The organism is Bradyrhizobium tunisiense, assembly GCF_042263385.1.
GTDB classification, from domain to species: Bacteria; Pseudomonadota; Alphaproteobacteria; order Rhizobiales; family Xanthobacteraceae; genus Bradyrhizobium; species Bradyrhizobium tunisiense.
The window spans coordinates 17,848-41,864 of the sequence record NZ_JBHLEV010000014.1 but is presented as its reverse complement, the minus strand read 5'-3'; the positions used below and the strand labels follow the sequence as shown (position 1 = coordinate 41,864).

Genomic DNA, 24,017 nt, shown 5'->3' with positions numbered 1-24,017 from the left:
TCGACGCTTTGCTCGGCTCCAGCGGAGCGATACCTGAATCGTCTGCGCTCTGTCATACCGACCAACCCCTTGAACAGCAAGGTGCTCAACATCAGGATTGCCAGAAAGGCTGTCAGTATGAGCCCACAGGATAGACGATGACTTATTCCCTCTTGGCGGGAATCCGCCTGGTCGAGGTTTCGGCCTTCATCGCCGCTCCGCTCGCCGGTCTCACGCTCGCTCAACTGGGCGCTCAAGTGCTACGCATTGATTTGATCGGGGGCGGTATCGACTATTCGCGCATGCCCTCTATGCCGCAGGGCCGCAGCCTTTACTGGACCAATCTCAATAAGGGAAAGAAGTCGATAGCGATCGATACCCGAAGGCCCGAGGGGCAGGAGTTGGTCGCCGCATTGGCGACGGCGTCCGGCCCAGGAGGTGGCATCCTCCTCACGAACATCCCAACAACCATACCACATATGCGGCTTTCGGCGCTGCGTCCTGACATGATCAGCTGTGTGATCGAGGGCAATTTTGACGGCAGCACCGCCGTCGACTACACCGTCAACGCTGCGACCGGCTATCCGGCCATGACGGGTGGGGGCTCGCTGGAAAGGCCGGTCAACCACGTCCTACCAGCGTGGGATATCGCCTGTGCGCTCCAAGCATCGACGTCGCTGCTCGCCGCCATCATTGCGCGCAGGCAGACAGGCTTAGGCGCAAATATCAGGCTGGCGCTATCGGATGTCGCCTTCGCAACGATGGGGCATTTGGGTATCCTAGCTGAAGCTGAGCTGTTCGGTCGTGACCGTCCAGCGCTCGGAAATGACATCTACGGAGCCTTTGGTCGCGACTTCGCCACCGCAGACGGCCGTCGCGTGATGATCGTCGCGATTTCGATCCGCCAATGGACGTCTCTCGTCGCCGCCACCGCGATGGGACCAAAGATAGCGGCGATAGAAGCCGCCACCGGGCTCGATTTTCGGAGGGAAGAGGATCGATTCGCCGGTCGCGACATCATCGCGGCGCTCGTCAAAATATGGTGTAATTCCTTATCCCTTGCCGAGATTGCCAGCATCTTCGAACAATTCAATGTATGCTGGAGCGAGTATAAGACAGTTCACCAGCTGGTTTCTTCCGACCCGCGGCTCTCCAGTACCAATCCCGTCTTTGAACGTATCTTCACCCAAGGTGTGGGAGAGCACCTCGCGGCCGGCTCCGCGGCGCGAGTCGATGGTATGAAACGCAACCAGACCTCGCCGGCGCCACTCATTGGCGCCGACACGGACTGGGCGCTGGATGAAATACTAGGCCTTCCCTCGCAAGTGATCGGCAACTTGCACGACCGTGGTGTTGTCGCCGGGCCGGATCAAGACCCGTGGAAACGTTGTTGATGTCGCACAATTACTATCAACTCGCGCGGCCCAGGCAGTCGTGTCGACGGACGAGGCTGATCCGTGGCGCATCGAGGCCCTTGCTGCCGTACCAGACTATCGTGAGCCACCCTGGCGAGGGAGCGAGCTTCCGTTTCTTGGCCATTGGCTTTGCTTTCGCCCCTCACTATCCAGTCACATATCGGGCCGGACGGTCATCCAAACGTCTTTACGGAGATCGCCGCTGTTGCTGGGCTTCGCCGAATGTGGGCGGCAAGCCAACTCGAATTCATTGCGTCGATTGTCATGGGTTCCCGACTCGTACACTTCAGCGAGCTTGTATCAATCGAGCGCGAGACGGGCAGAATGGGGCAAATGATCTTCGTGGTTGCCGAGCACCGCATCAAACCCGGCGACGCGCTCGCCATCGTCGAGCGGCAACATATCGTTTATCGCGGGCCCTCGGCCGGAGCGGCGGCCAGCGGAACGCTGGCGGGAGGGGAGCTGGCAGCGTCGGATTCAACCTGATCCCGGCTACGGATGCAGTATTCGGGGCTCACCTTCCAAGTCACTGCATCCACTACGACTTGCCCTACGCAAATGAAAGTCAAGGGTTGCCTCGGCCTGCTCGTCATGGCCACTCGTCACAACACTGCTGATGGATCTCTTCCTGGGCTTCAATCCTGCTGCACGCGTTTCGCGCTTCGCATTCCGAGCGCAGCAACCGCTCTTTGCCAACCGCCCTTTGCGCTTACATGGGCGGCCAAGCGACGACGGTGCGGACTCTGGGCGGCAGATCAGACGGCTATACGGCTATGATAGCGAGGATCTACGTATGACGCGCACGCGCAGCTGGCTATTCACACCAGGCAGTCGCCCGGAGAGATTTGGGAAAGCTCTCGCCTCTGCCGCCGATGTCATCATTCTCGATCTCGAAGACTCGGTGGCTCTTGCTCGCAAGGATGATGCCCGCGAGAGTGTCTTTGGGTTTCTGCATGGGCAACCGGATACGAAGCGCATCGCGGTCCGTATTAACCCACTGAATACGCGATACGGCCTTCTCGATCTCCTTGCAGCCAGTGATAGTAAACCGGCCTGGGTGATCCTGCCAAAGGTCGAAAGCGCAACGCAAGTCGGACAGATCCGCAACTTGATTCCCGAAACTGGTGTCGTTGCCCTGATCGAGAGCGCGAGGGGGTTATTAAATGCTGCGGAGATCGCACAGGGAGGCGCAAACCTTCTCATGTTTGGCGCTGCCGATTATTCTTCCGAACATGGCATTGATCCGAGCTGGCAGACGCTATTGGCAGCGCGCGCCCGCATGATTGAAGCTGCAGTGCTTGCCGGCATCCGCGCGATCGACTCGCCATTTTTCTCAGTTTCCGATCTGGGTGCGCTAATTGACGAAGCCCGCGCGGCTCGGGCGTCTGGTTTTTCGGCAAAGGCGGCTATCCATCCTGGCCAGATCGAAGCCATCAACAATGCCTTTTCGCCGACCGAGCAGGAAACCTGTTGGGCGCGGACCGTCATTAGCGAAAGCGCCAACGGCGTTGCTGTCGTTGACGGAAAGATGGTGGATGGGGCGATGGCACGCCGCGCGATGCGAATTCTCGACGAGACAATTTGAGATTGGGAAGCGTCGTTGTGAAAACCCGCGCCGGCCGCTTCTTTGAGGACTTTCGGATTGGAGACGAGATCCAACATTCTGTTCCACGAACGGTGACGGCCGGTGACGCCGCGGTCCTGCAGACGCTCTATCCCTCGCGATTTGCTCTCTATTCTTCCGACGAGTTCGCGCGCCACTGTGGGTTCCACTCCTCCCCGTTGCAGGACCTTGCGGTCTTTCACATCGTGTTCGGGAAGTCTGTTCCCGACATTAGTCTTAACGCTGTCGCCAACCTCGGCTATGCGCAGTGCCGCTGGCTCGGTCAAGTTTGGGTGGGTGATACACTGACGGCGCGATCCAAAGTGATCGGCAAGCGTCCAACGTCGAACGGCAAGGCGGGCGTGGTCTGGGTCAGGACGAGTGGCGTCAATCAGCATGGCGCGGCCGTGATCGAATTCGTCCGTTGGGTGCTGATCCCGAAGCGTGATCCCTGTGCGGCCGACGAACCCGCACAGATTCCTCGACTAGCTCCTTCGATCGAACCTCGACACCTCATTCTGCCCGTGGGGTTTACATTCACGGAATACGATTTCGCCAAAGCCGGCTCACGGCATCGCTGGGGCGATTATGCGGTTGGCGAGCGCATTGACCATGTCGACGCAGTAACGCTCACGGAAGCTGAGCACATGATGGCGACTCGGCTCTGGCAAAACACGGCCCGTGTGCACTTCGACGCGACGGTAAGGCCAGACGGTCGTCGTCTGATCTATGGCGGACATGTCATGTCGCTCGCCCGTGCGCTCTCGTTCAACGGCCTCGCCAACGCTCAGATGATTGTTGCGCTGAACGCCGGGACACATGCCAATCCATGCTTTGCTGGCGATACTGTCAGGGCTTGGTCCGAGGTTCTCGACCGAACGGAAACCCCGAATCCCTCGGTTGGCGTGCTCCGCCTTCGGCTCATTGCGGTCAAGTCGCAGACGCAGACATTCCCGATGCGTCTTGCAGACGGATCCTATGCGCCCGATGTCTTGCTTGACTTGGATTACTGGGCGTTGCTCCCGACATAGCGGCCTGCACTATTGCTATCGCAAACTTGGGTTGATCGAAATCCTCACGAATTGATTGCGGTCGCCGAGCCGGGCTCGCGCAAGTTCCTCGGCTTCGCTTCTCCGGCGGGACAGAGCCGCGGCGGGGCATCGCGCCGGCCGAGAACGATTGGAACAGGTCCTTTTCCTACGTAGAACAGCTAAGCTGCTTACCTCGGGATAGGCCCCCTCAACCAATCGCAGGAATCGGATGTGGGTCGGCGATTTGAAGTGCGTCAGGAGAAGCTCATGATGTCTAGCGGATGAAAGTTCTGCCGGGGTAGGTCTTAGCCAGACGCCCCGTAGCGAGTCTTGGGTCCGAACCGGTAACGGCAGGACCAAGCGTAGTCAGCAAGCGTGCAGGGTGTGTATTGGGCCACGTAATGGGATCGTCACGGTCGCCGAGGCTGCTTCAAAGGTCGAAGGCAACACCGGGATCCGCGCTAAAGGCGAGCAGGTTCTGGGCCGTCGGGGTCGGAGACCACATCACACACGCACAGAAATCATGGGAACCTGAGAAACCCTCTCATGTGCTTCGGCTCGTCACCGGAGGGAGAATTGGCCGAGCGAAAAGCAGAGGCCCTTCTTCAGGCACGGCAGGGTGGCGGATCGGGGCGTAGTACTATCGATGGCGGCGAAGGCAACGAGTCGACCGGAGGGAAGGCCCCGACTGATGGGAAACTCCGGTGAGCAGGCACGGGACCGGACACAGAGCCGGATCATCCTGTCAGCCAATCTCACCAGGGTGAATGAGGCGGCCAAACGGTCGCGCCAGACTCGGTGTACGGCGCTGCTCCACCACGTTGACGTCGTGCGCTCAAAAGGGCGTATCGGCGATTGCGGCGGCAGGCGGCGCCCGGGGTAGACGGGGGTGTACGGCGCACAAGAGGATGTGCAAAGACCCAATGACCCTATGCGAGAAGAAGGTGGAGGCGTGCGGCCTGACAATCGCACTGTTTCACAAAATTGGTTTGGCCGGTTTCGCAAGGTCGAACTTCCGTAAAGAGAAACTTGATCTATGATGGGTCTTTCCGTTGGGAGATCGCCATGTTCGATACCGCCACCACCGCCCTTTTGCGCGCGGTCTTGGACGAGATTTGCGAGACCGTGCCCCGGTATGACACCGGCGCCCTTGTCCGCGTGACGGCCAAATTTCTGCAAGCGGCCAGCAAAGGTGGGGCCTCACCCGACTGTCTACGGCAGGTCGGCCGCGAAGCTCTCTCGAACGCGCTGACGATGTGGCGACAATAGGGGCAGGGTGAACTTCCAGGTCACGGTTCTTAAGATCCTGGTCAGCTATCCGGATGGGTTTGCCGTGATGGCGGACCTGAAGCGCGACATGGCGATCCTGGCGACAAGCGGCCGGGACTGGGCGGAACGCACCCGAAGATTGGGGTCGCGCCTGCCCGACCTCTACATTTTCTCGCAAGGCCTGATCGAACGTATGAGCGGCGGCTGGCGCATAACCGAAAAGGGACGCGCCGTGTTGGAATTTATGGAAGCGCGCCCCGGCCATCAGGAGCCCGCGAACGAAAAAGCTTCGCCTGAGTGCTCCAGAGCCGCGGCCCCGCTGCAGCTTCCGCCTGTCGCGCGCCCGGGTCGGCGGGACGGCGTCAGCGCCGACGTCTAGGGGGAGGGGCGAACGCTTCCTGACCTGCTGTCGGCGCCACCACTTTGACGTCGCTGTTTGTTGACCGCCTGGAGCGCTGTCAGCACTTCTGACGATCAACATTGAAATCCGTCGAAATAAGACATTAGAACGCGGAATTTAAGCGTCAGGGCTTGGCCATTTGCATCCATCAATATCGCTAGATGGCTATCGTTGAGAAACGGTAACCATTTCACGAGCCGATTGTTTGGAGCCCGAAAGACAATGGCGCGATCCGAGCGCTGGTGCGACGGCTCGAGAATTCCGGATCAGAGACAAGCGGCGGACGGCATCGCCAATCTGAAATCACGCCGGCTTGGACGCAGATGTCTGCCCCAATGGGGGCTGCGCCTCGTGAGCGCGGCGACGGTAGTGCTGGTCGGCATGACTGTGGCCGACGCGGCCGCTTGTCCCCGAGTGGATGCGCTCGGCACCACCCGCGTGCTCACTATCGATGCTGAAACCTACCCGCGGGTGGGCCTGAAGAGCTTTCCGCAGACCCTTCCGCTCGCCGACCACGAGGTCGTGCTGACTTTTGATGACGGGCCGCGGCCCCCGCACACGCAAAAGGTGCTGGCGGCGCTCGCGCAGGAATGCGTGCGCGCCACGTTTTTCGTTGTTGGCAAGTCCTCGGCCGAATTTCCCGAACTCGTACGGCTCGCGTCGGCACAGGGCCACACCATCGCGCATCACACATGGTCGCATCCGATGTCCTCGAAGATCACCTTCGAGCAGGCGACGGAGGACATCGATCGCGGCATTGCAGCTGACGAAATGGCACTGCATGGCGTATCGACGACGACGCCCTCGACCCCATTCTTCCGTTTCCCGTACTTCGACTCGACGCCCGCAACGCTCGATCTCCTGCAGTCACGCAGGATCGTTGTCTTCGGGGCAGACCTGTGGGCCAACGACTGGGAGGAAATGACGGCGGAGCAGGAGCTGAAACTTATTACCAGACGGCTGGATGCCGCGGGCAAGGGCATTATCCTGTTTCACGACGCCAAGGCCAACACGGCGGCCATGATGCCCGCCTTCCTGCGCTACCTGCGAGACAACGGCTATCATATTGTTCACATCGTTCCGACGGTGGCTGCACAAACGAACGCGGATACGCATTGACGGCGGATCGCGACCTGCTCGCGCAGGGCGGTTCGCGATCGGCGAGAACTATCTCGCTCAACGTGGAGAAGCTCGTCTTATTGAAACAAGGCCCCCTGGTTCGATTGGTGCTGACCAGAGCAGATTACTTTGCGCTGGATCAATTCAACTTGGCCGAGAACCGGCAGATTTTGCACTGGGCCAAAGCTGCTCGCCGACCGAGTTCTTATGGCTGCGTGGCCTGGGAGGTCCGGACATCTCTCGGCCACGCTCCTTGCGGAAGGTGTAACAAATGCAGCAACCTCTCAGGAATAAAGACAGGCATCCTCAAATCTTCCTTGGTGATGATGCGGAGTCGCAGAAGCTCGCAGCGGCGCAACTGGCGTCAACGGAGGCATGGATTGCGCGCGTCGTGCAGGTTCTCAAAGGACTTGGGAGGCGGCGCCCGGCCTGACGCGAACGGCAGGACACCCACGGCGGACCGATCCGAATTTCTTGTCGAAGTACTGGCTCTAGCCAGCGAAAAGATCGCGACTATCGTGGATGTCGGTGGCTCGCGAAAGCACCTTTAAGCGCAATCCGCGCTGCGCAAGCCGAACCTCTTCTACGGTACATTGACCGGCGGCATGGACGTGGTTGGGCGAGGCACAAAACAGATCTGATGCTGGCTGCGCGCCGCCAACATCATTACAAAGGCAGCAAGGACGATTAGAAGCCCGCGCATCACAGAAAGCTACTCCACACTCCTTGTTGCAATTATGAAATCGCTTGAGCTCCGATCGGGCTGAAAAGGATTGGCGCAAATTGCGCCTGAACGACGAAGACCTAAGGCTCTCTCGGGACGCTTAAGCCGTGGGCGTCGATAAGCGCTGCGTATCCCACCGGCGCGGCGCGTTCAGGCAGCCTCTTCACGCACGATGTGGGTCGCGCTTCCTCCACCACCTCACAGCGCGTGCAGAGCTTCGAATTGGAGTGGAGCTGCTTCCCGGTCGGGATCTCTCGGGCTCGTTCCGCTCCAAATCCTACGCTCGCGAGGAATTGGTCGGAGATGGCCGGCGCGTTCGTCTGCGCCTCACTTGGCATCGTGCCGACAGTGCGCCATGCCGACTACATCGGCTCATGGCTGGAGGTGCTGCGCGAGGACAACCGCGCCGTCGTGCGCGCGGCGAGCACGGCATCGAAAGCCGCCGATTTCCTGCTTGCCGTTCTACCGCACGCGATCGCCGCTGGCAGCGAGGGCAATGAGGAGGCCGCCTGATGTACCTCCGGTCGTCTCGGCTGGCGTTTGCGGCGGTGCGTCGCAGAGTGAGAGAACGGCCGTGATTTTCGTGACGGGTTGGAGGTCGAGAGAGAGTCTTTCGGCCGCCCGTCGCGGAGAATCCGACATGGCAAGCGCCGTTCAGAAGATCAAACCCAGTCCGTCAGGGACATCCCCTTCAACAAGCTGGTCTTGAGCCAGTCCAACGTTGGCCGCATCAAGGCTGGCGTCTCGATCGAGCAGCTGGCCGAGAGTATTGCGCAGCGCACTTTATTGCAAAGCCTCAGCGTTCGCGCCGTCGTCGATGCCGACGACACGGAGACCGGCATGTTCAAAGTGCCTGCCGGCGGGCGGCGATACCGCGTCCTTGAGCTTCTGTGAAGCAGAAGCGGATGGCACCCGCAGCTGTTTCCCTGAATACGGAAGCGAAGTAGCAGCGAGGCGAACAAAGGGTCCTATGTCAGCGCTGGGTCAGCCGCAGTTAGCCCGGATCGCCGGACAAACACCCATCTTGTAAAACTCTGCCAACTGGGATGTTCGCTCCCTCATGTCACCTTCGCCAGTTCTAGCCCGATTCATCGTCGAACCATGCTTCCGCCTCAAACTGGGTCTTGACTTGGCCCTTTCCCGGTCCCGCCTCAAGCATCTAGGCCGCCAGCGATGGGCAGCGGCGTCGGCCTGCTCCTTGTTCACAGGTCTAATCTTCCTGTTCGGCGCTGCCCTGCTTCGGGACCGAGATTGCCATCCTGCTTCAGTTCATCTCAAGATTTTAGTTCAGCGTGCAAGCGAGCTTTTTCCAGCCTATGCCTGAGTCCCCTAAGGCAGCTAGCCAATCTCGCGAATTCCTGAATACCGAGATAGTCAAAAACAAACTGATCGAGCTCTTCCTGCTGGGGCGCGATGCTCGCAAGACGTTTGCGAGCATTCTCTGTTAGAGACAGATGTACGACACGGGCGTCCTTCGTGCCTGGAGTGCGCCGCAGAAATCGTTTGCTCTCAAGCTGCTTCGAATTTCTTGTGATGAAGGGCGGGCCGACCTTCATTAATTTGGCAACGACATTGACCGGAACACCATCATCCCGTTCCAAGTCGGTGAGGGCCATCAAGATCATCATTTGCGGTCCGGTGACACCGAGAGCATTCGCCTGGAAGCAACGCAGGTCGTCCAGACACACATTGATAGATCTGATCTCCCACGTGAATTGTCTGACTACCTCCTGGGCCGCCTCAGGCCGTTTTCCGAGCCGTTTTGTTAGCTCAGGCAAATTCGGCGCCATGGGATCCAGGAGCTCCATCTTTAGACTGTTCCGCGCTAGCAGAATCAAGGAACTATTTCGGCCGGCCGGCTCGACCGGCCAAGCGTTGGATGTCAGCTCGATGAGCTGCAATCTCTACCTTGCTCCCGGCGCTAACCTTCCATGCAGAAGGTCCGACCCCGAATCTGCCAAGCGTTCGGCGCAACTTCACACAATCATTGTGGTGAAATCCGTCGAAAAAGTCCGCTTAACGCATATTTTAAGCATCCTGTGAGGTTCTCAGGCGCATATTATTGCCAAGTGACCTCAGCGCCACTTGCCGCTTTGGAATGGCTTTGTATCGATCTGGACAATGCGTCCTTGTGGCGCAGATGAACGACGCGATATGGCAATCGTTATCGCCGTCAGGCCCGGAAATTTCAGATCCGCCAAGGGCTCCTTGATCGCGGCCCAGATGGCCATCGACGACTTCGGGCCTCGTTCTCGGCAAGCCGATCAAGCTTCTGAGTGCTGACCACGGCAGCAAGGTCGAACTGGCTGGCACGATTGCCCGCCGCGGGATCGAAGTCGACGTGTCGCCGCAATTGTCGCTGGCGGCTCGTCCGGAGCGGCGCTGGCTATTCAAGAATTTACCAAGCAGAAGCAGCGGATCACCGTCTTTTCCGCTCCGGCCAGCTCCGATCTGACGGGCAGGGCCTGCTCGCCGTACGACTTACGTACGCGCTGGCGAATACGCTGGCAAAGGCGTTCGTCGCGCTAGGCGCGGACACCTGCTTCTTCCTGACGACCGACTATACGTTCGGAAATGCGCTCGAGCGCGAAGCCACCACATTCATCAAGCGAGCGGGCGGCAAGGTGCTCGGGCACGTCCGTCATCCGCTGAACACACCGGACTTCTCCTCCACATCCTTCAGGCTCAGTCATCCGGAGCCAAGATCATTGGCCTCGCCAATTCGGGTGACGACCCGCTCAACGCGATCAAGCAGGCCGCCGAATTCGGCGCGACCGATCGGAGACAGCGGATCGGCGGGCTTCCGCTGCTTCTCAACCAGATCCCTGGTTTGGGCCCGAAAGCAGCGGCCGGTACTTTGGTCACCGAATCCTGCTACTGGCACGTGAATGACGGCACCCGCGCGTTCTCGACCCGTTTCGAGGAGAATGCCGGCAAGAAGCCGAACATGATCCAGGCCGGCGTTTCGGAATCGTCACGCACTACCTGAAGTCGGTCAAGGCGGCGGGTACTGCGGACTTAGGCTCGACAGGACGATTCGTGCGCTGCCGATCTCGTCCACTTTCCTTGCGTCGTCGGGCGGCATGATGCCTCTGAGTCGAAACGGCCCGTTCCAGATCTATGCCATCTCGGCGACATCGTCCCAGTTCATCGAGGGATCGAGCATCTAGGTGAAATCGGCCGCCGCGTGCGCGTCCCAATCTCCGCACCGAAACAGAGCGCAACATCAGGGCGAAGCCCCGGGCAAGGATAGGAACCACCCATTTTGCTGATGCGCAGCTCATGGAATTCCGGTCCGTGGCCGTGCTGCGCCAACAAAAGGGTCTCGCGTCAACATGATGGGCCATCAGCGGATGATTTTCAGGAAGCCGGTGGACTCGCGTGCCCGTGTGTGAGCTTCAGGATCCGGTCCACGAGGAGCAGTCAGATCAAGAATTGCGATCCTTTGGGGCTGTTGCCAACTCAAAGTCTGAGTATAGAATTCGGACGAATCTCTTAGAACGTTGAATTCGGCGCCAGAGCTATTGCGTTACGACATATTGTTTTCGTGGGGGTTCCCCATGCCCGATCCTACCACTGCCGCGCTTCTGCGCGCGGTTATCGATGAGGTCTGCGAAGACGTCCCCCATCATGAGACAGGCGCCCGCGCTCGCGTAACTTTCAAGATTCTAGAAGCCGCCGCGCGAGGCGACACGTCACCCGACCAGCTCAGGCAAATCGGTCGCGCGGCGCTCTGCGATGCCCCGACGATGTGGCGATAGTCGCAAGCGGCGAGGAGATGTGAACTTTCAGGTCACTGTGCTCAAGATCCTGGTCAGCTATCCGGACGGATTTGCCGCAATGGCCGATCTCAAGCGCGACATGGCAATTCTGGCGACCAGCGGAGCCGACTGGACGGAGCGGACTAAGCGCTTGGCCGCGCGCGTGCCGGATCTGGATATCTTCTCGCAAGCGCTTGTCGAGCGCCTAAACGGTGGTTGGCGCATCACCGAGAAGGGGCGCGCGGTGCTTGAGGTCATGGAGGCCCGTTCGCGTGTTTCTGAGCCTGCTGCCAAATAGGCTGCACCTGAGAAGCCCGCTCAGGCCGTGCCGGCGCTACGGCTCCCCGAACAAAGGCCGTGGCGCCGGCGCGAACGTCGCCGGCGGCGACGCGCCGCCCGCGCACGGGATAAGGTTTGGACTGAACCAGCCTGACTCCATTGGCCTGCACCTTGGGTGCGGATGACGCGAGGCCTCCTTATGGCAGTTCCGTGTCCGTTCCTCCTAATACTCAGGGAGCGCCTGCTCTTTCCAACTTGCGATCCAAGTCAGCTTTCATCGTCGCGACGGATCTACGACTAAGGAATATTGACTGGCGGCATAGGCGCGGTCGGGCGCGGCACGAAACTATCGTGGTGCTGACCTCGCGCCGTCAACATGATCATGGAAACTGCAAAGAGAATTAGGAGCCTGCGCATTCCGAAATGTTACTCAGATGGCTGTATCGCAATTATGAAACGGCTCGCTGCCGGTGTCGCATTGAGAAGAAAAAGGGGGCAAGCTCTGCAGCGTTCAATGCGACGGCGCGCCTTGGCTCGTGGGGCCGGTACTTCGTATCCTTTTCGCTTACCGCGAAGCGGCGAACTTAGCTACGTTCTCGCCGGAATTATGCAGCCTTTTCTTACAACGGCCGAAATAGTGCAGCGAGTTTGAATGATAGTCGGTGACGGCTCAATGACGCAGGGCGGCCGCCACGAACCCGGGGGCTATGCGACCCTGACAGGTGCTTCTTGATGGTAACCTCCGCAGGGAGCGCACTGCTCTGCTCCGGCCTTCTCGCATTTGTGTTGATTTAGAGCCCGCGATTGAGCCTTCGTGCCTTACGTTGGTCGAGCGAGCTGTCGGCTGCGGACGTCTAATTTCGTTGCGATGCAAAGCGTTCAACAGCGCCGTTTGGGATTGACGACGTAATGCGTGTCCAGGTCAGGACTGCCCATAAGGCTGCACCTCGTCGAGGATGGGATCCATGGCTTCGCATAGTCGGGGAGAACGAGGGTAGATGAGGCAAGCTGGCTTGCGGGGCCGGAACAACCTTGGGTACATAGTCGGCAGTTTGCTTGATCTGTCGGTGAAAAACAAATGTTCTCGTCTCGTAATCTCGCTGTATGCACGATGGCGTTGGTGCTTTTTTCGTCGTGCGCGAGAGCGCAGCAGCAACAACAACCAGCGCAAGTCGATAGCCAGAAGGCTGCGGTCCCGCAATCGACGTCGGGTGAGAACCGATCCGATCCTTCGAGTCAAAAGTCCGGAACTCCGGTGCCGGGCGCCGATGCCGCTGTCCCAGCGCAAAGCACACCGAGCGATCCGCAGAAGCAATGCGTGAAGCCCGGTGAGTTCGCGGTCGAACTCCGCTCCGGACGCAATCCGGTAGGCGCTCCTATAGTATTCGCGACGAATTTTTTGCCAACAAACCAGCGCGTCGACCTCGGCGTGCGGTCGCCATTCGTCGAGGGCGTCCGATATTTCGCGGGAATCGACTACGGCGACGAGACCTATCTCTTCAAGAGGCAGGACGCCGTTACGCACCGCGCGACGGAGTCCGATCCGTTGGTGCAGAAACATCTGCTCGAGCCGGACCAGACGATCGTGACGCTCAACATGGGTGACGATCTGGCCTGGTTTTGGCGCAGGGTCGACTTGTACCTTTACACCTGCAATAGCCCGGTCGGGCAGTCGCCATGGCGGGTCTCATCCGTGCGCGTGCGTCTCAGTCCGTATTGGTTCAGCATCGGTGCGGTCGTCACCGAGGTCATCGTTCTCTACCTCTGGGTCGCGTTCGCGCTCCGCAAGCGCGATCATACATTCGAATCCTTCCTCCGCGCGCTCAATCCCGCGCAGGTCGCGGCGGGCCCGGACGGGAAGGGCAGTCTCTCGACCTTCCAGACCCTCGCCTTCTCGTTGGCGGTCGCCGCTCTGATTACTTTGCTGCTGTTGCAGACGGGAACTCTGGCAGATCTGTCGGGATCGATTTTGACCCTGCTGGGCATCAGCAGCATCGGCGCCACCATAGCCAAGGGTACGGATAGCCAACGCAACGCCTTGTCGGCGGACAACCGGGCATGGCTGCTGAGGCACAATTGGATTCCGATGGCCAAGACCGCCGTGGATCCGTCGAATGCAACTTGGCGCGACTTCTTCACCACAGACGGCGTGTTCGACGTCTATCGATATCAGAGCTTCATCTTCGGGCTGGTGGTGATTGGCGGACTGATTGCGGCGGGCATGAACCAGCTATCGACGTTCGTCGTGCCGAGCACGATCTTGGGCATCGTCGGGCTCAGCCAGTTCGTCTACATCAGCGGCAAGCTGGTTACGCCCACCAACATTTCCGATCTCAACACAGCCATCTCCGGTCTCCGCTCGGACGAACTGAAGTTTAAGGCCGCCGCCGCTACGGCCAAGCCCGGGCAAATCGCAACCCTGGCCGAGGCGATCCAACTCGCAGGGCAGGACGCTTACGACGCATATCGCCAAAAGGCGAAAGACCTCGCGGCGATCTTCACCGACGCGACCGGCATCGTCGTGGCCGACGCATCACTCGATCCGCTCGTGACCTGAAAAAGGAATTTCGACGTGGCAAAGAATATCCTCGTCTTCGCGGACGGCACCGGAAATGAAGGCGGCCTGCTGCCGGACGAAAGCCGCACGAACGTCTACAAGCTGTATCGGGCGACGCGCACAGGACCTGATTCGGTCATCGATCCGAAGGAGCAGTTGGCACTCTATGTCCCGGGCATCGGGACCCCGGGTCCCAGTCACGACAGTGGCTGGGGCAGGCGGAAGCAGACGTTCCGACAGATGTTCGGGTTCGGTATCACAGAAAAGATCGTCGACTGCTATTTGGCGCTCATCGGCGTCTGGGAGCCGGATGATCGCATCTACTTGTTCGGCTTCAGCCGCGGGGCTTACACGGTCAGATGTCTCGCTCACGTGCTCGAACTTTGCGGAATCCCAACGAAGGAACGGAACGGCGAGCCGATCAGCCTCGACCCGAAATCGCTGCGACGCGTCGCAAAAGAGGCGGTGTCCTGTATTTACCGTCTCGGGATGCCGAGAAACGAAGCAGAGACGACCGAAATGGCGGAGCGCTTTCGGACGGCCTACGCATCGCAGGCCGAACGCGTCCCTGGCGCTTCCCCATACTTCATTGGGATCTGGGACGCCGTGGCCGCCATCGGATGGCAGCGGTTCTTCCCGGACTGGACTTACGATCGGCACTTCACTTCGGACGTCCAGTATGCTCGGCATCTTCAATCGATCGACGAATGCCGAAAGGACTTCAAGCGGGTGCCCTGGGGAGGCAAAGGGACCGTCAAGTGGCCTGATCGAGAGGGAGAACCCGAGCAATTCGATCAGATCTGGTTCGCCGGCAATCATGCCGATGTCGGCGGGAGCTACCCCGAGAACGAATCCCGCCTATCGGACATCACGCTCACCTGGATGGTGGAGTTCATCACCGAGAAAATCCCCGAGGCGGGCCGTATCATCGTCGACAAGGACGTGCTGAGGCTTTACCCGTCGGCCGACGGTATGATGCATGATGAATGCATGGTTGGTATCGGCGGGACCATGCTCAAATGGGGCAAGGCAATCCGCGACGTCCCAGATACCGCGCAGCTTCATGAAACCGTCTACGAACGGCTGGCGATGAAGTCGGTACGCAATTACACGAGCTTCGGACCGTATAGACCGGCTGCTCTTCAGAACCATCGCAGAGCGAGCAAATACTTCGATGAAATCCCCAGCGCGGGGTCGAATTCCTCGAATCCTGCATCAGCCGACGATGGCGGAGCAACTTGATCGCCGATGAAGCTCAATAACTCCACCGGACGGTGTGCCGGGTAACAAGAGCGCATCGCCGGTCTGCAGTCCGCCGAACTGCTCTTGTCTGCGTTGGTCTTATGCGGCCCCGCCCGGATCTAGACCTACGAGTCACGGCGCCTGACGCGTTCGTGACCGATATGCGATTGCGTGCAGCGACGATAGAGCATCGGCGACCGCGCTAGTGGTCTCTGTCTAACATAAGAGTCCCTATGGGGATTCCCTTTGGCGGGCACGCGTGCGAGTCTCCGGTGAACCATTCTGATCGCATATGGTCTCCTCCTGCCCTTGTCGTTGGCCCTTACGCTCGGCGGGATGCTGCTCGTGCGGCGCCGGTGGTTCGGCCACTATCCGAAATCACAAGGACGATGGCCAAGTTTGCTGCTCATGATTTGGATGCTGAGGTGCCCGGCTTGGGTCGGGCAGACGAGATAGGTCGGATGGCAAGCGCGTTGCAAGTCTTCAAAGAGGCGATGATCAATTCCCATCGACATGCCACGGAGCAGGCAGCGGAGCAGGCTGCGAAGGAGCAGCGTACGGCTACCTGTAAATTGGCCTGAAAGCGCGCCCCCTCCAACATCAAGTAAATCAAAGCCGTACTGTGCCGATCGGCGTCAGGACCCCACGCCGATTCACAGCATGTTGTCGATCACGGCTTGGGATCACGCGCTCTCGTCATAAGAGGACTCGCCGATACGAGAGGGATTTCGTCACGCAGCAACAAACGCTGCGTTTTGCCTCAACAAAAGAATACCGCTTTCCCGGATCCGCTGAAAAAGAGTTTGGCTTTGACTCGCTCGTCCATGATTTCTCTGAGAGTATTGATTGCTCGCCGCTGGTGCTCGCGAGGGGAATGCGAATGACCTGCACAGGCCTTTTAGATCGATCTCGAATCTGCGTCGCGCGGCTGACCTCCTGTCGCGCGCCGTCGTGTTGACGCACCGATCGTGCGCGGGCGCGGCCTAAGCACCCTGATCGCGCCAACCTTCCCATAGTTCAAATCTGGCGGTGGCTCGCACGAGCCGCGTCGTAACCCGCTGACCAGGCGCAGCGTGCATGCATCGTACTGCCTGCGTCACGTCCGTCTCGAGCTTCAAACCCCAGGGGGAAATTCCAATGACTGCCAACCATGACAGGATCAAATTCGCCTATTGGGTGCCGAACGTCTCCGGCGGCCTGGTGATCAGCAAGATCGAACAGCGAACCGGATGGGATATCGATTACAACCGCCGCCTGGCGCAGATCGCGGAACAGGCCGGGTTCGATTATGCGCTGAGCCAGATCCGCTTTACTGCGGGCTATGGTGCCGAATTCCAGCATGAGCCGGTCGCCTTCAGCCACGCGCTGCTCGCGGCGACGACGAAGCTGAAGGTGATCGCGGCGCTGCTTCCCGGACCGTGGAATCCGGCGGTCGCGGCCAAGCAGATCGCAACCATCAGCCAGCTCTCCGAGGGGCGCGTCGCAGTCAACGTCGTCAGCGGCTGGTTCCGTGGCGAGTTCACCGCGATCGGCGAGCCCTGGCTCGATCACGACGAGCGCTACCGGCGCTCGGAAGAGTTCATCCGGGCGCTGCGCGGAATCTGGACGCAGGACAGTTTCAGCTTCCGCGGCGATTTCTATCGCTTCACGAATTACACGCTGAAGCCGAAGCCGGCCGAACCCTTGCCCGAGATCTTCCAGGGCGGCAACTCGCGCGCGGCGCGCGACATGGCGGCGCGGGTGTCGGACTGGTACTTCACCAATGGCAACTCGGTCGATGAGATCAAGAAGCAGGTCGACGACATCCAAGCCATGGCGAAGGCCAACAATCATTCCGTGAAGATCGGCGTCAACGCCTTTGCGATCGCGCGCGACAGCGAGGCGGAAGCGCGAACCGTCCTGAACGAGATCATCGCCAAGGCCGATCCGGAGGCCGTCAATGCCTTCGGCCATGAGGTCAAGAACGCCGGCAAGGCCTCGCCGGAAGGCCAGGGTAACTGGGCGCAGTCCAGCTTCGAGGATCTCGTTCAGTACAATGACGGCTTCAAGACCAATCTGATCGGCACGCCGGAGCAGATCGCCGAGCGCATCATCGCGCTCAAGGAGGTCGGCGTCGATCTCGTGCTGCTCGGCTTCCTGCATTTCCAGGAGGAGGTCGAGTATTTCGGCCGCCGCGTCATTCCGCTGGTCCGTGCACTGGAAGCGGACGCGCCGCTGCGCGTCCAGGCCGCCGAGTGATCCGGGAAGCATTGGCGTGACGATGATCGCAGCAAGCGTGGGCGTGCTTCCGCTGGATGGCGCACTTGTCGCGCCGGCGTTCTCTCCCCCCAAGGCCGGACGCGCCGGCACCGGGGAGCGGCTGCTTGCGCCGCGAGGGGATGACGCCGCACGGCCGGTGCTCGCGCTTGCGGACATCTCGCTCTCGTTCGGTTGCGTCGCCGCGCTGCACGACATCGCGCTCGAGGTCGCGCGGGGTGAGATCCGCGCGGTAATCGGCCCCAACGGAGCCGGCAAGAGTTCGCTGCTCAATGTCATCAGCGGGCTCTACCGGCCCGACCGGGGCCGGGTGTGGCTCGGCGAGCATTGCTTCGCCCATGTGCCGACGGCGCGGCTGGCGCAGCACGGCGTGGCGCGGACTTTCCAGAATCTCGCAGTATTCAAGGGCCTCTCGGTGCTCGACAACGTCCTGATGGGACTCGCGCACCGCGTCCGCGCCGGTTTCCTGCGCCAGCTCGCCGGCTCGCCTTTGGCGCGGCGGATCGAGGCGGAGAATCGTGCCGCCGCCGAAGATGTCATCGGCTTCCTTCACCTCACTGAGGTACGTGACCGCGCCGCCGGCACCTTGCCCTACGGACTGCAGAAGCGAGTCGAACTTGCACGCGCGCTGGTGGCGCGGCCGGCGCTGCTGCTGCTCGACGAGCCGTTCGCCGGTGTCTCGTTCGGCGAGAAGCACGAATTGGCCGCGCATGTGCGCAATGCGCGCGACAGCTATGGCGCCACCATCGTGCTGATCGAGCACGATATCGGCGTGGTCATGGGACTGTCCGATCGCGTCGCGGTGCTCGACTACGGCCGCAAGATTGCCGACGGGACGCCTGACCAGGTGAGGTCCGACCAGGCGGTGGTCGATGCCTATCTCGGCGTCGCGCATCCGGACGAAACGGAGCTCGTGCTCTGATGTTCGACTATCAATTCCTGATCGAAGTGCTGGTCGGCGGCCTGCTGTCGGGCGTGATGTATTCGTTGGTCGCGATCGGCTTCGTGGTGATCTACAAGACCTCCGGCGTGCTAAACTTCGCGCAAGGCGCGATGCTGCTATTCGCGGCGCTGACCTTCGTCAGCCTGGTCGAGCGCGGCATCGCCTTTCCGCTCGCGCTGCTGGCGACGCTGGCGATCATGGTCGCGCTCGGGGTCGCGATTGAGCGCGCGGTGTTGCGGCCGCTGGTCAACCAGCCGCCGATCACTTTGTTCATGGCAACGCTGGGGCTGTCCTATGTGATCGAGGGCGCGGCGCAGTTGCTGTGGGGCATCCAGGTCCACGGCCTCGACATCGGCATCAGCGACGTGCCGCTCGATATTGCCGGCGTCTTCATCAGCCGCTTCGACCTGTTCGCGGCGGCGGTTGCAGGCAGCCTGGTGACGCTGTTCGCGCTGTTCTTCCGCTACACCCGCACCGGGTTGTCGTTCCGCGCCGTCGCCGACGACCCGTTCGCGGCGCTGGCGGTCGGCCTGCGCCTGCCGCGGGTCTGGGCCATCGTGTGGACGGTCGCCGGGATCGTTGCACTGGTCGCCGGGCTGCTGTGGGGGGCGCGGCTCGGCGTGCAGTTTTCGCTGTCGCTGGTGGTGCTGAAGGCGCTGCCGGTACTCGTGCTCGGCGGCTTCGATTCGATCGCGGGTGCGATTGTCGGCGGGCTCCTGATCGGCGCGATCGAAAAGCTCGCCGAGGTCTATGTCGGGCCGCTGTTCGGCGGCGGCATCGAAGCCTGGGCCGCCTATGTCGTGGCGCTGGCATTCCTGCTGGTGCGGCCCTCCGGGCTGTTCGGGCAGAAGCTCGTCGAGAGGGTCTAAAACATGGCCGTCATCGCCTCAATGCCGCGTCGCAGCTTGCCTGTCCCCCAAACGATCGTGATCGGTGCCGCCGCCGTGATCGCATTCGGCGTGATCCCGCTGGCCGGCTCGGATTACCTGATGGACGCGGTGCTGACGCCGTTCCTCGCGCTGGCGCTCGCCGCGGTCGGGCTCAATGTTCTCACCGGTTATGCCGGGCAGGTCTCACTCGGCTCGGCGGCATTCCTCGCAGTCGGCGCCTATGCCGCCTACAATCTCCATCTCCGAATTCCCGAGTTGCCGCTGCTCCTCGATCTGGTGCTGGCCGGCCTCGTCGCGGCGACGATCGGCATCGTGTTCGGGCTGCCGAGCCTGCGGCTACGCGGGTTCTACCTCGCAGTTTCCACGCTCGCGGCGCAGTTCTTCGTGCAATGGGCGCTGACCAAGTTCGGCTGGTTCTCCAACGACAACCCGTCCGGCGTGATCGACGCGCCGGCGCTGACCATCGCCGGCTATTCATTCACCAGCGCCGCGGGCCGCTATCTGTTCTCGCTGGCCGTCGTGACGATGGCGACAGTCCTGACCTTACGGCTGCTGCAATCCCAGACCGGCCGCAACTTCATCGCCATCCGGGATCATGAGATCGCCGCGAAGGTCATCGGCGTGCCGCTGCTGCGGACCAAGCTGCTGGCGTTCGGCGTCTCCTCGTTTCTGATCGGAGTCGCCGGCGTGCTGTGGGCGTTTGCCTATCTACGCACGGTCGAGCCGGCCGGGTTCAATCTCGACCGCTCGTTCCAGATCCTCTTCATCATCATCATCGGCGGATTGGCATCGCTGCGCGGCGCGTTTCTCGGCGCGGCCTTTCTCGTGGTGTTCCCGCTGGTGCTGTCACGGCTTGGTGCGTCACTGCTCGGCGGAGTGTTCGATTCGGGCGTGCTCGAGATGAGCCAGCGCATCGTGATCGGCGCGCTGATCATCGCCTTCCTGATCGCCGAGCCGCGCGGTCTGATGGCGCTGTGGGACCGATTTCGCGCGGCGGTCCATCGGCGCGGAGCGGCAGCGACGTGAATTTTCCTGCAACTGATACATGAAGGAGTAGACGATGACGAGGTTACGGCACTTGAAGTTTGTTCTTGGCGTGGTCGGCGCCGTGAGCCTGCCGGGTGCGTCGGGAGCGAAGGCCGACGAGCAGTTCTTCCCGCTGCAAAGCTACCGGGTCGGTCCTTATGCGGCCGGCGGCACCGGGTTCTTCGGCGGCTTCATCGATTATCTCAACCTGATCAACATCCGCGACGGCGGCGTCAACGGCGTCAAGCTGACCTGGGACGAGGGTGAGACCCAGTACGAGGTCGAACGCGGCGTCGAGGTCTATGAGCGGTTGAAGAACCGGCCCGGCGTCGCCGCCTGGAATCCGCTGTCGGTCGGCATCGCCTACGCCATGATCGATCGCATCAGCAGGGACAAGGTGCCGCTGATCACCATCAACCACGGCCGCACCGATTCGACCGATGGCCGTGTGTTCCCCTACGTCTTCCCGTTGCTGCTCAATCCCTACAGCGAGACCTCGGGCATCGTGAACTACATCGCGAGCCGCGAAGGCGGCATCGACAAGCTGAAGGACAAAAAGATCGTCGTGCTCTATCACGGCTCGCCCTACGGCAAGGAGACCATCCCGATCTACAAGCTCCTTGCGGACAAGTACCACTTCAGCGTCGAGCAGATCGAGGTGCCGCATCCCGGCAACGAGCAGCAGTCGCAATGGCTCTCGATTCGCCGCGCCAAGCCCGACTATGTGGTGCTGCGCGGCTGGGGCGTGATGAATCCGGTGGCGCTGAAGACCGCGCAGAAGGTCGGCTTCCCGGCGGACCACATCATCGGCAACGTCTGGTCCAACTCGGAAGAGGACGTGATCCCGGCGGGCGATGCAGCCAAGGGCTACATCGCGATCACCACGCAGGCCTCCGGCGCCGAATATCCGGTGCTGCAGCAGGTGATCAAGACGGTCTATGGCGCCGGCAAGGGCAATCTTGACGATAAGAAGCGGATCGGCAGCGTCTATCACAACCTCGGCATTGTGAACGGCATCCTCAATGTGGAAGCGGTCAGGATCGCGCAGGCGAAGTTCGGCAAGCGCACCCTGACCGGCGACGAGGTACGCTGGGGCTTTGAGCATCTGCAGCTCAATCCGGCGCGCGTCGAGGCACTCGGCGCCAAGGGCCTGTTCCATTCGATTAATGTGACCTGGGACAATCACGAGGGCGACGGCCGCGTCACGTTCCAGCAGTGGGATGGCGCCAAGTGGAAGGTGGTCTCGGACTGGATCGCGCCGGACTGGGCGTCCCTGCGGCCGATCATCGAGAAATCCGCAGCCGCCTATGCCCAAGAGCACGGCATCAAGCCTCGCACCTCCGGCGACGATCCGGTGAGCCAGTAACCGTTCGCCCGGCTGCGGGAGCTCCGTGTCCTCCGCAGCCGGCAACCTCACGGGCCGAACCATGAGCGAGTTCCTGCTTTCAGTCGAAGGCTTGGCCGCGACCTACAATCATGCCATCCGCGCCGTCAGCGACGTGTCGCTTGTGGTGCGGCCGGGCGAGATCGTGGCGGTGCTCGGCGGCAACGGCGCCGGAAAATCTACCACGCTGCAGGCCGTCTCTGCGCTGCTGCCTGCCCGTCGCGGGCAGATGACTGCGGGCCGCATCGTGTTCGATGGCCGCGATCTTGCCGGCGCTTCGGCTGCGACGCTGGTGCGCCAGGGTATCGTGCCGGTGCTCGAGGGGCGGCATTGTTTCGCCTCCTTGACGGTGGAGGAAAACCTCGTCACCGGGGCGATCGGCCGCGATGCGACCCGCGCCGAAGCCGCGGATGACCTCGACCGCGTCTATGCGCTGTTTCCGCAGCTGAAGGAGCGGCGCCGTTCGCTGGCCGGGCTGACCTCCGGCGGCGAGCAGCAGATGACGGCGATCGGTCGTGCCCTGATGTCGCGTCCGCGGCTGCTGGTCCTGGATGAGCCGTCGATGGGCCTCGCGCCGCTCGTCGTCGAAGGGATCTTCCGCGCGCTCAAGCGTCTCAACGGCGAGCAGGGCCTGTCGATCCTGATCGCTGAGCAAAATGCAACGGTCGCGCTTCGCTTCGCTGACCACGCCGTCGTGCTTGAGAACGGCCGCAGCGTGCTCACTGGTGCGGCGGCCGAACTGCGGCAGCGCGGCGATATCAAGACACTTTATCTCGGCGGATCGTCGCAAGGCGATTCGGACGGGCAGCCGACGCAGGCTGTCGCTTGACATCAATCCGGACAGGAGAACGACCATGGTCCACGACAATCTCGCCCGCAAACTCGATGACGACGTCTACGCCCGGCTCGACGCTGCGATCGACGCCACCGTGAAGGTGAACGCCGACCGCAACGACAAGGAGAGCCGGTTTCCGCGCGAAAATCTCCGCGCGCTATCGGAGGCCGGCTGGACCGGCGTGCTGAACGAGCCGCAGTTCGGCGGGCTCGGCCTCGACCACGTCGATTTCGCTGAAGCCGCCTATCGCATCGGGCAGGCCGATGCCTCGACCGGGCTCGTCTATGTGATGCATGTCGGCGCTGCCCAGACCATCAACCTGTTCGGCAGCACCGACCAGAAGGAGCGCTGGCTGAAATCAAGCAATGGCGGCCTGCTCGGCACCTATTCGACCAGCGAGCGCGCCACCGGCGGGCACTGGTGGTACAATCTGTCCGAAGCCTCCCGCGACGGCGAGGACTATCTCGTCAACGCCGAGAAGTCGTTCACGACGAGCTCGGGCCAGGCCGACTATTACGTGGTGCAGACTCGCACGCCAAGTGCGAAAGACCAGACCGACATCGTGTTCTTCATCGTCGACGGCAAGTCGGCAGGCATCGAATCGCGGCCGTGGGATGCGCTCGGTGTGCGGGCCAATCATTCGGGGCCGATCCGCTACACCAATGTGCGGGTGCCGCAGCGCGACCGGCTCGGCGCCGAGGGGCAGGGCAAGGAGATCATCTATGACGGCGTATCGCCGGTCTATTTGATCGGGCTCGGTGCGGTCTGGGAGGGAGTGGCGCGAGGCGCGTTGAACGCTGCGGTCGCGCACACCACGAGCTTCGTGCACAAGGACAGGAACAAGAGCCTGTCGGACTACCAGGCGATCCGGCAGGAACTCGGCGCCGCCAAGGTGCTGGTCGAGACGCTGCGGCCCTGGCGCAATGAACTCGCTGCTCGGCTCGACGCGCTGTGGCGCGCCGACAAGCCGCAAAGCGAGATCTTGATTCCGCTGACCGAGTTCAAGGTGCACGCCGCCGAGGTCGCCAACAAGGTCGCGGCCACGGCGCTGACCGTGACCGGCGGCTATGGCTACCATCGCGGTCCGATCGAGCGCTCCTACCGCGACGCGCGCGCGGCGATCGCAATGGGTCCGTCGAACGTGATCGCGCGCGACTGGATCGGCAAGGCGCTGGTCGGACTGCCGCTGGAGCTGTTCTACGAAGGCGGCGAGTAATGGGTCGCTTGACAGGAGAAGTCACTGCTCCCGGCACCGCGATCGCAAGGCTGAGAGCTGTGGAACAGGAGGTCGGTGGTTCGAGCCC

At 61.4% G+C, this 24,017-nt stretch carries 19 protein-coding genes and 5 pseudogenes; 21 read left to right on the top strand and 3 right to left on the bottom strand.

Going from position 1 to position 24,017, the window contains the following annotated elements:
- The first annotated feature begins 137 nt into the window (after window positions 1-137).
- The 9 genes and pseudogenes from ACFDR6_RS35555 to ACFDR6_RS35515 form a co-directional block, all read left to right on the top strand.
- Complete coding sequence (locus ACFDR6_RS35555; protein WP_375861232.1) at window positions 138-1,373, top strand: CoA transferase; 1,236 nt, start codon at window positions 138-140, stop codon at window positions 1,371-1,373.
- A 144-nt stretch (window positions 1,374-1,517) separates the two neighbouring features.
- Window positions 1,518-1,880 carry a hypothetical protein gene (locus ACFDR6_RS36400; RefSeq protein WP_494516631.1) on the top strand — a complete coding sequence of 121 codons (363 nt, stop codon included), beginning with the start codon at window positions 1,518-1,520 and terminating at the stop codon, window positions 1,878-1,880.
- Between the two features lie 130 nt (window positions 1,881-2,010).
- The gene (locus tag ACFDR6_RS35545) at window positions 2,011-2,979 is read left to right on the top strand and encodes an HpcH/HpaI aldolase/citrate lyase family protein (protein ID WP_375861228.1); all 969 of its coding nucleotides are present in this window, start codon (window positions 2,011-2,013) and stop codon (window positions 2,977-2,979) included.
- 17 nt (window positions 2,980-2,996) lie between these two features.
- Window positions 2,997-4,028: a MaoC family dehydratase gene (locus tag ACFDR6_RS35540; protein ID WP_375861227.1), complete on the top strand. Its 1,032-nt coding sequence runs from the start codon at window positions 2,997-2,999 to the stop codon at window positions 4,026-4,028.
- Between the two features lie 1,065 nt (window positions 4,029-5,093).
- The gene (locus ACFDR6_RS35535) at window positions 5,094-5,297 is read left to right on the top strand and encodes a hypothetical protein (protein WP_375861225.1); all 204 of its coding nucleotides are present in this window, start codon (window positions 5,094-5,096) and stop codon (window positions 5,295-5,297) included.
- Between the two features lie 7 nt (window positions 5,298-5,304).
- On the top strand, window positions 5,305-5,676 hold the full coding sequence (locus tag ACFDR6_RS35530) for a hypothetical protein (protein ID WP_375861224.1): 372 nt from the start codon (window positions 5,305-5,307) through the stop codon (window positions 5,674-5,676).
- 402 nt (window positions 5,677-6,078) lie between these two features.
- Complete coding sequence (locus tag ACFDR6_RS35525; RefSeq protein WP_375861269.1) at window positions 6,079-6,816, top strand: polysaccharide deacetylase family protein; 738 nt, start codon at window positions 6,079-6,081, stop codon at window positions 6,814-6,816.
- A gap of 969 nt (window positions 6,817-7,785) precedes the next feature.
- Window positions 7,786-8,053 (top strand): annotated as a pseudogene (locus tag ACFDR6_RS35520) (zincin-like metallopeptidase domain-containing protein); the annotation flags it as partial.
- Between the two features lie 127 nt (window positions 8,054-8,180).
- A pseudogene (locus tag ACFDR6_RS35515) lies at window positions 8,181-8,451 on the top strand (ParB N-terminal domain-containing protein); the annotation flags it as partial.
- 363 nt (window positions 8,452-8,814) lie between these two features.
- Here ACFDR6_RS35515 and ACFDR6_RS35510 read toward each other — a convergent pair.
- Window positions 8,815-9,441 carry a MarR family winged helix-turn-helix transcriptional regulator gene (locus ACFDR6_RS35510; RefSeq protein WP_375861223.1) on the bottom strand — a complete coding sequence of 209 codons (627 nt, stop codon included), beginning with the start codon at window positions 9,439-9,441 and terminating at the stop codon, window positions 8,815-8,817.
- 174 nt (window positions 9,442-9,615) lie between these two features.
- Entirely contained in the window at window positions 9,616-9,771 is a 156-nt protein-coding gene (locus tag ACFDR6_RS35505) for a hypothetical protein (RefSeq protein ID WP_375861222.1), read from the bottom strand.
- Window positions 9,772-9,816: 45 nt separating this feature from the next.
- On the opposite strand from ACFDR6_RS35505, the pseudogene ACFDR6_RS35500 reads away from it, so the two are divergent.
- Window positions 9,817-10,529 (top strand): annotated as a pseudogene (locus tag ACFDR6_RS35500) (ABC transporter substrate-binding protein).
- 33 nt (window positions 10,530-10,562) lie between these two features.
- Here ACFDR6_RS35500 and ACFDR6_RS35495 read toward each other — a convergent pair.
- Window positions 10,563-10,706, bottom strand: a pseudogene (locus tag ACFDR6_RS35495) (alpha-hydroxy-acid oxidizing protein); the annotation flags it as partial.
- Between the two features lie 614 nt (window positions 10,707-11,320).
- On the opposite strand from ACFDR6_RS35495, the pseudogene ACFDR6_RS35490 reads away from it, so the two are divergent.
- The 11 genes and pseudogenes from ACFDR6_RS35490 to ACFDR6_RS35440 all read left to right on the top strand — a co-directional run.
- Window positions 11,321-11,588 (top strand): annotated as a pseudogene (locus ACFDR6_RS35490) (hypothetical protein); the annotation flags it as partial.
- A 1,103-nt stretch (window positions 11,589-12,691) separates the two neighbouring features.
- Window positions 12,692-14,137 carry a hypothetical protein gene (locus ACFDR6_RS35485; protein WP_375861221.1) on the top strand — a complete coding sequence of 482 codons (1,446 nt, stop codon included), beginning with the start codon at window positions 12,692-12,694 and terminating at the stop codon, window positions 14,135-14,137.
- Window positions 14,138-14,152: 15 nt separating this feature from the next.
- Complete coding sequence (locus ACFDR6_RS35480; protein WP_375861220.1) at window positions 14,153-15,379, top strand: T6SS phospholipase effector Tle1-like catalytic domain-containing protein; 1,227 nt, start codon at window positions 14,153-14,155, stop codon at window positions 15,377-15,379.
- 233 nt (window positions 15,380-15,612) lie between these two features.
- On the top strand, window positions 15,613-15,960 hold the full coding sequence (locus ACFDR6_RS35475) for a HAMP domain-containing protein (RefSeq protein ID WP_375861219.1): 348 nt from the start codon (window positions 15,613-15,615) through the stop codon (window positions 15,958-15,960).
- Between the two features lie 556 nt (window positions 15,961-16,516).
- The gene (gene sfnG / locus ACFDR6_RS35470) at window positions 16,517-17,617 is read left to right on the top strand and encodes a dimethylsulfone monooxygenase SfnG (RefSeq protein WP_375861218.1); all 1,101 of its coding nucleotides are present in this window, start codon (window positions 16,517-16,519) and stop codon (window positions 17,615-17,617) included.
- Window positions 17,618-17,639: 22 nt separating this feature from the next.
- Entirely contained in the window at window positions 17,640-18,557 is a 918-nt protein-coding gene (locus ACFDR6_RS35465; protein WP_375861268.1) for an ABC transporter ATP-binding protein, read from the top strand.
- Window positions 18,557-19,447, top strand: coding sequence for a branched-chain amino acid ABC transporter permease (locus ACFDR6_RS35460; RefSeq protein WP_375861217.1), 891 nt, complete (start codon window positions 18,557-18,559; stop codon window positions 19,445-19,447). The genes ACFDR6_RS35465 and ACFDR6_RS35460 overlap by 1 nt, the downstream gene beginning before the upstream one ends.
- Before the next feature lie 3 nt (window positions 19,448-19,450).
- Window positions 19,451-20,494: a branched-chain amino acid ABC transporter permease gene (locus tag ACFDR6_RS35455; protein ID WP_375861216.1), complete on the top strand. Its 1,044-nt coding sequence runs from the start codon at window positions 19,451-19,453 to the stop codon at window positions 20,492-20,494.
- A gap of 34 nt (window positions 20,495-20,528) precedes the next feature.
- Window positions 20,529-21,860 (top strand): ABC transporter substrate-binding protein, encoded by a 1,332-nt coding sequence (locus tag ACFDR6_RS35450; RefSeq protein WP_375861215.1) that lies wholly within the window; start codon window positions 20,529-20,531, stop codon window positions 21,858-21,860.
- A 61-nt stretch (window positions 21,861-21,921) separates the two neighbouring features.
- Window positions 21,922-22,707 (top strand): ABC transporter ATP-binding protein, encoded by a 786-nt coding sequence (locus ACFDR6_RS35445; protein WP_375861214.1) that lies wholly within the window; start codon window positions 21,922-21,924, stop codon window positions 22,705-22,707.
- Window positions 22,708-22,732: 25 nt separating this feature from the next.
- Window positions 22,733-23,929 (top strand): acyl-CoA dehydrogenase family protein, encoded by a 1,197-nt coding sequence (locus ACFDR6_RS35440; protein ID WP_375861213.1) that lies wholly within the window; start codon window positions 22,733-22,735, stop codon window positions 23,927-23,929.
- The last annotated feature ends 88 nt before the right edge of the window (window positions 23,930-24,017 follow it).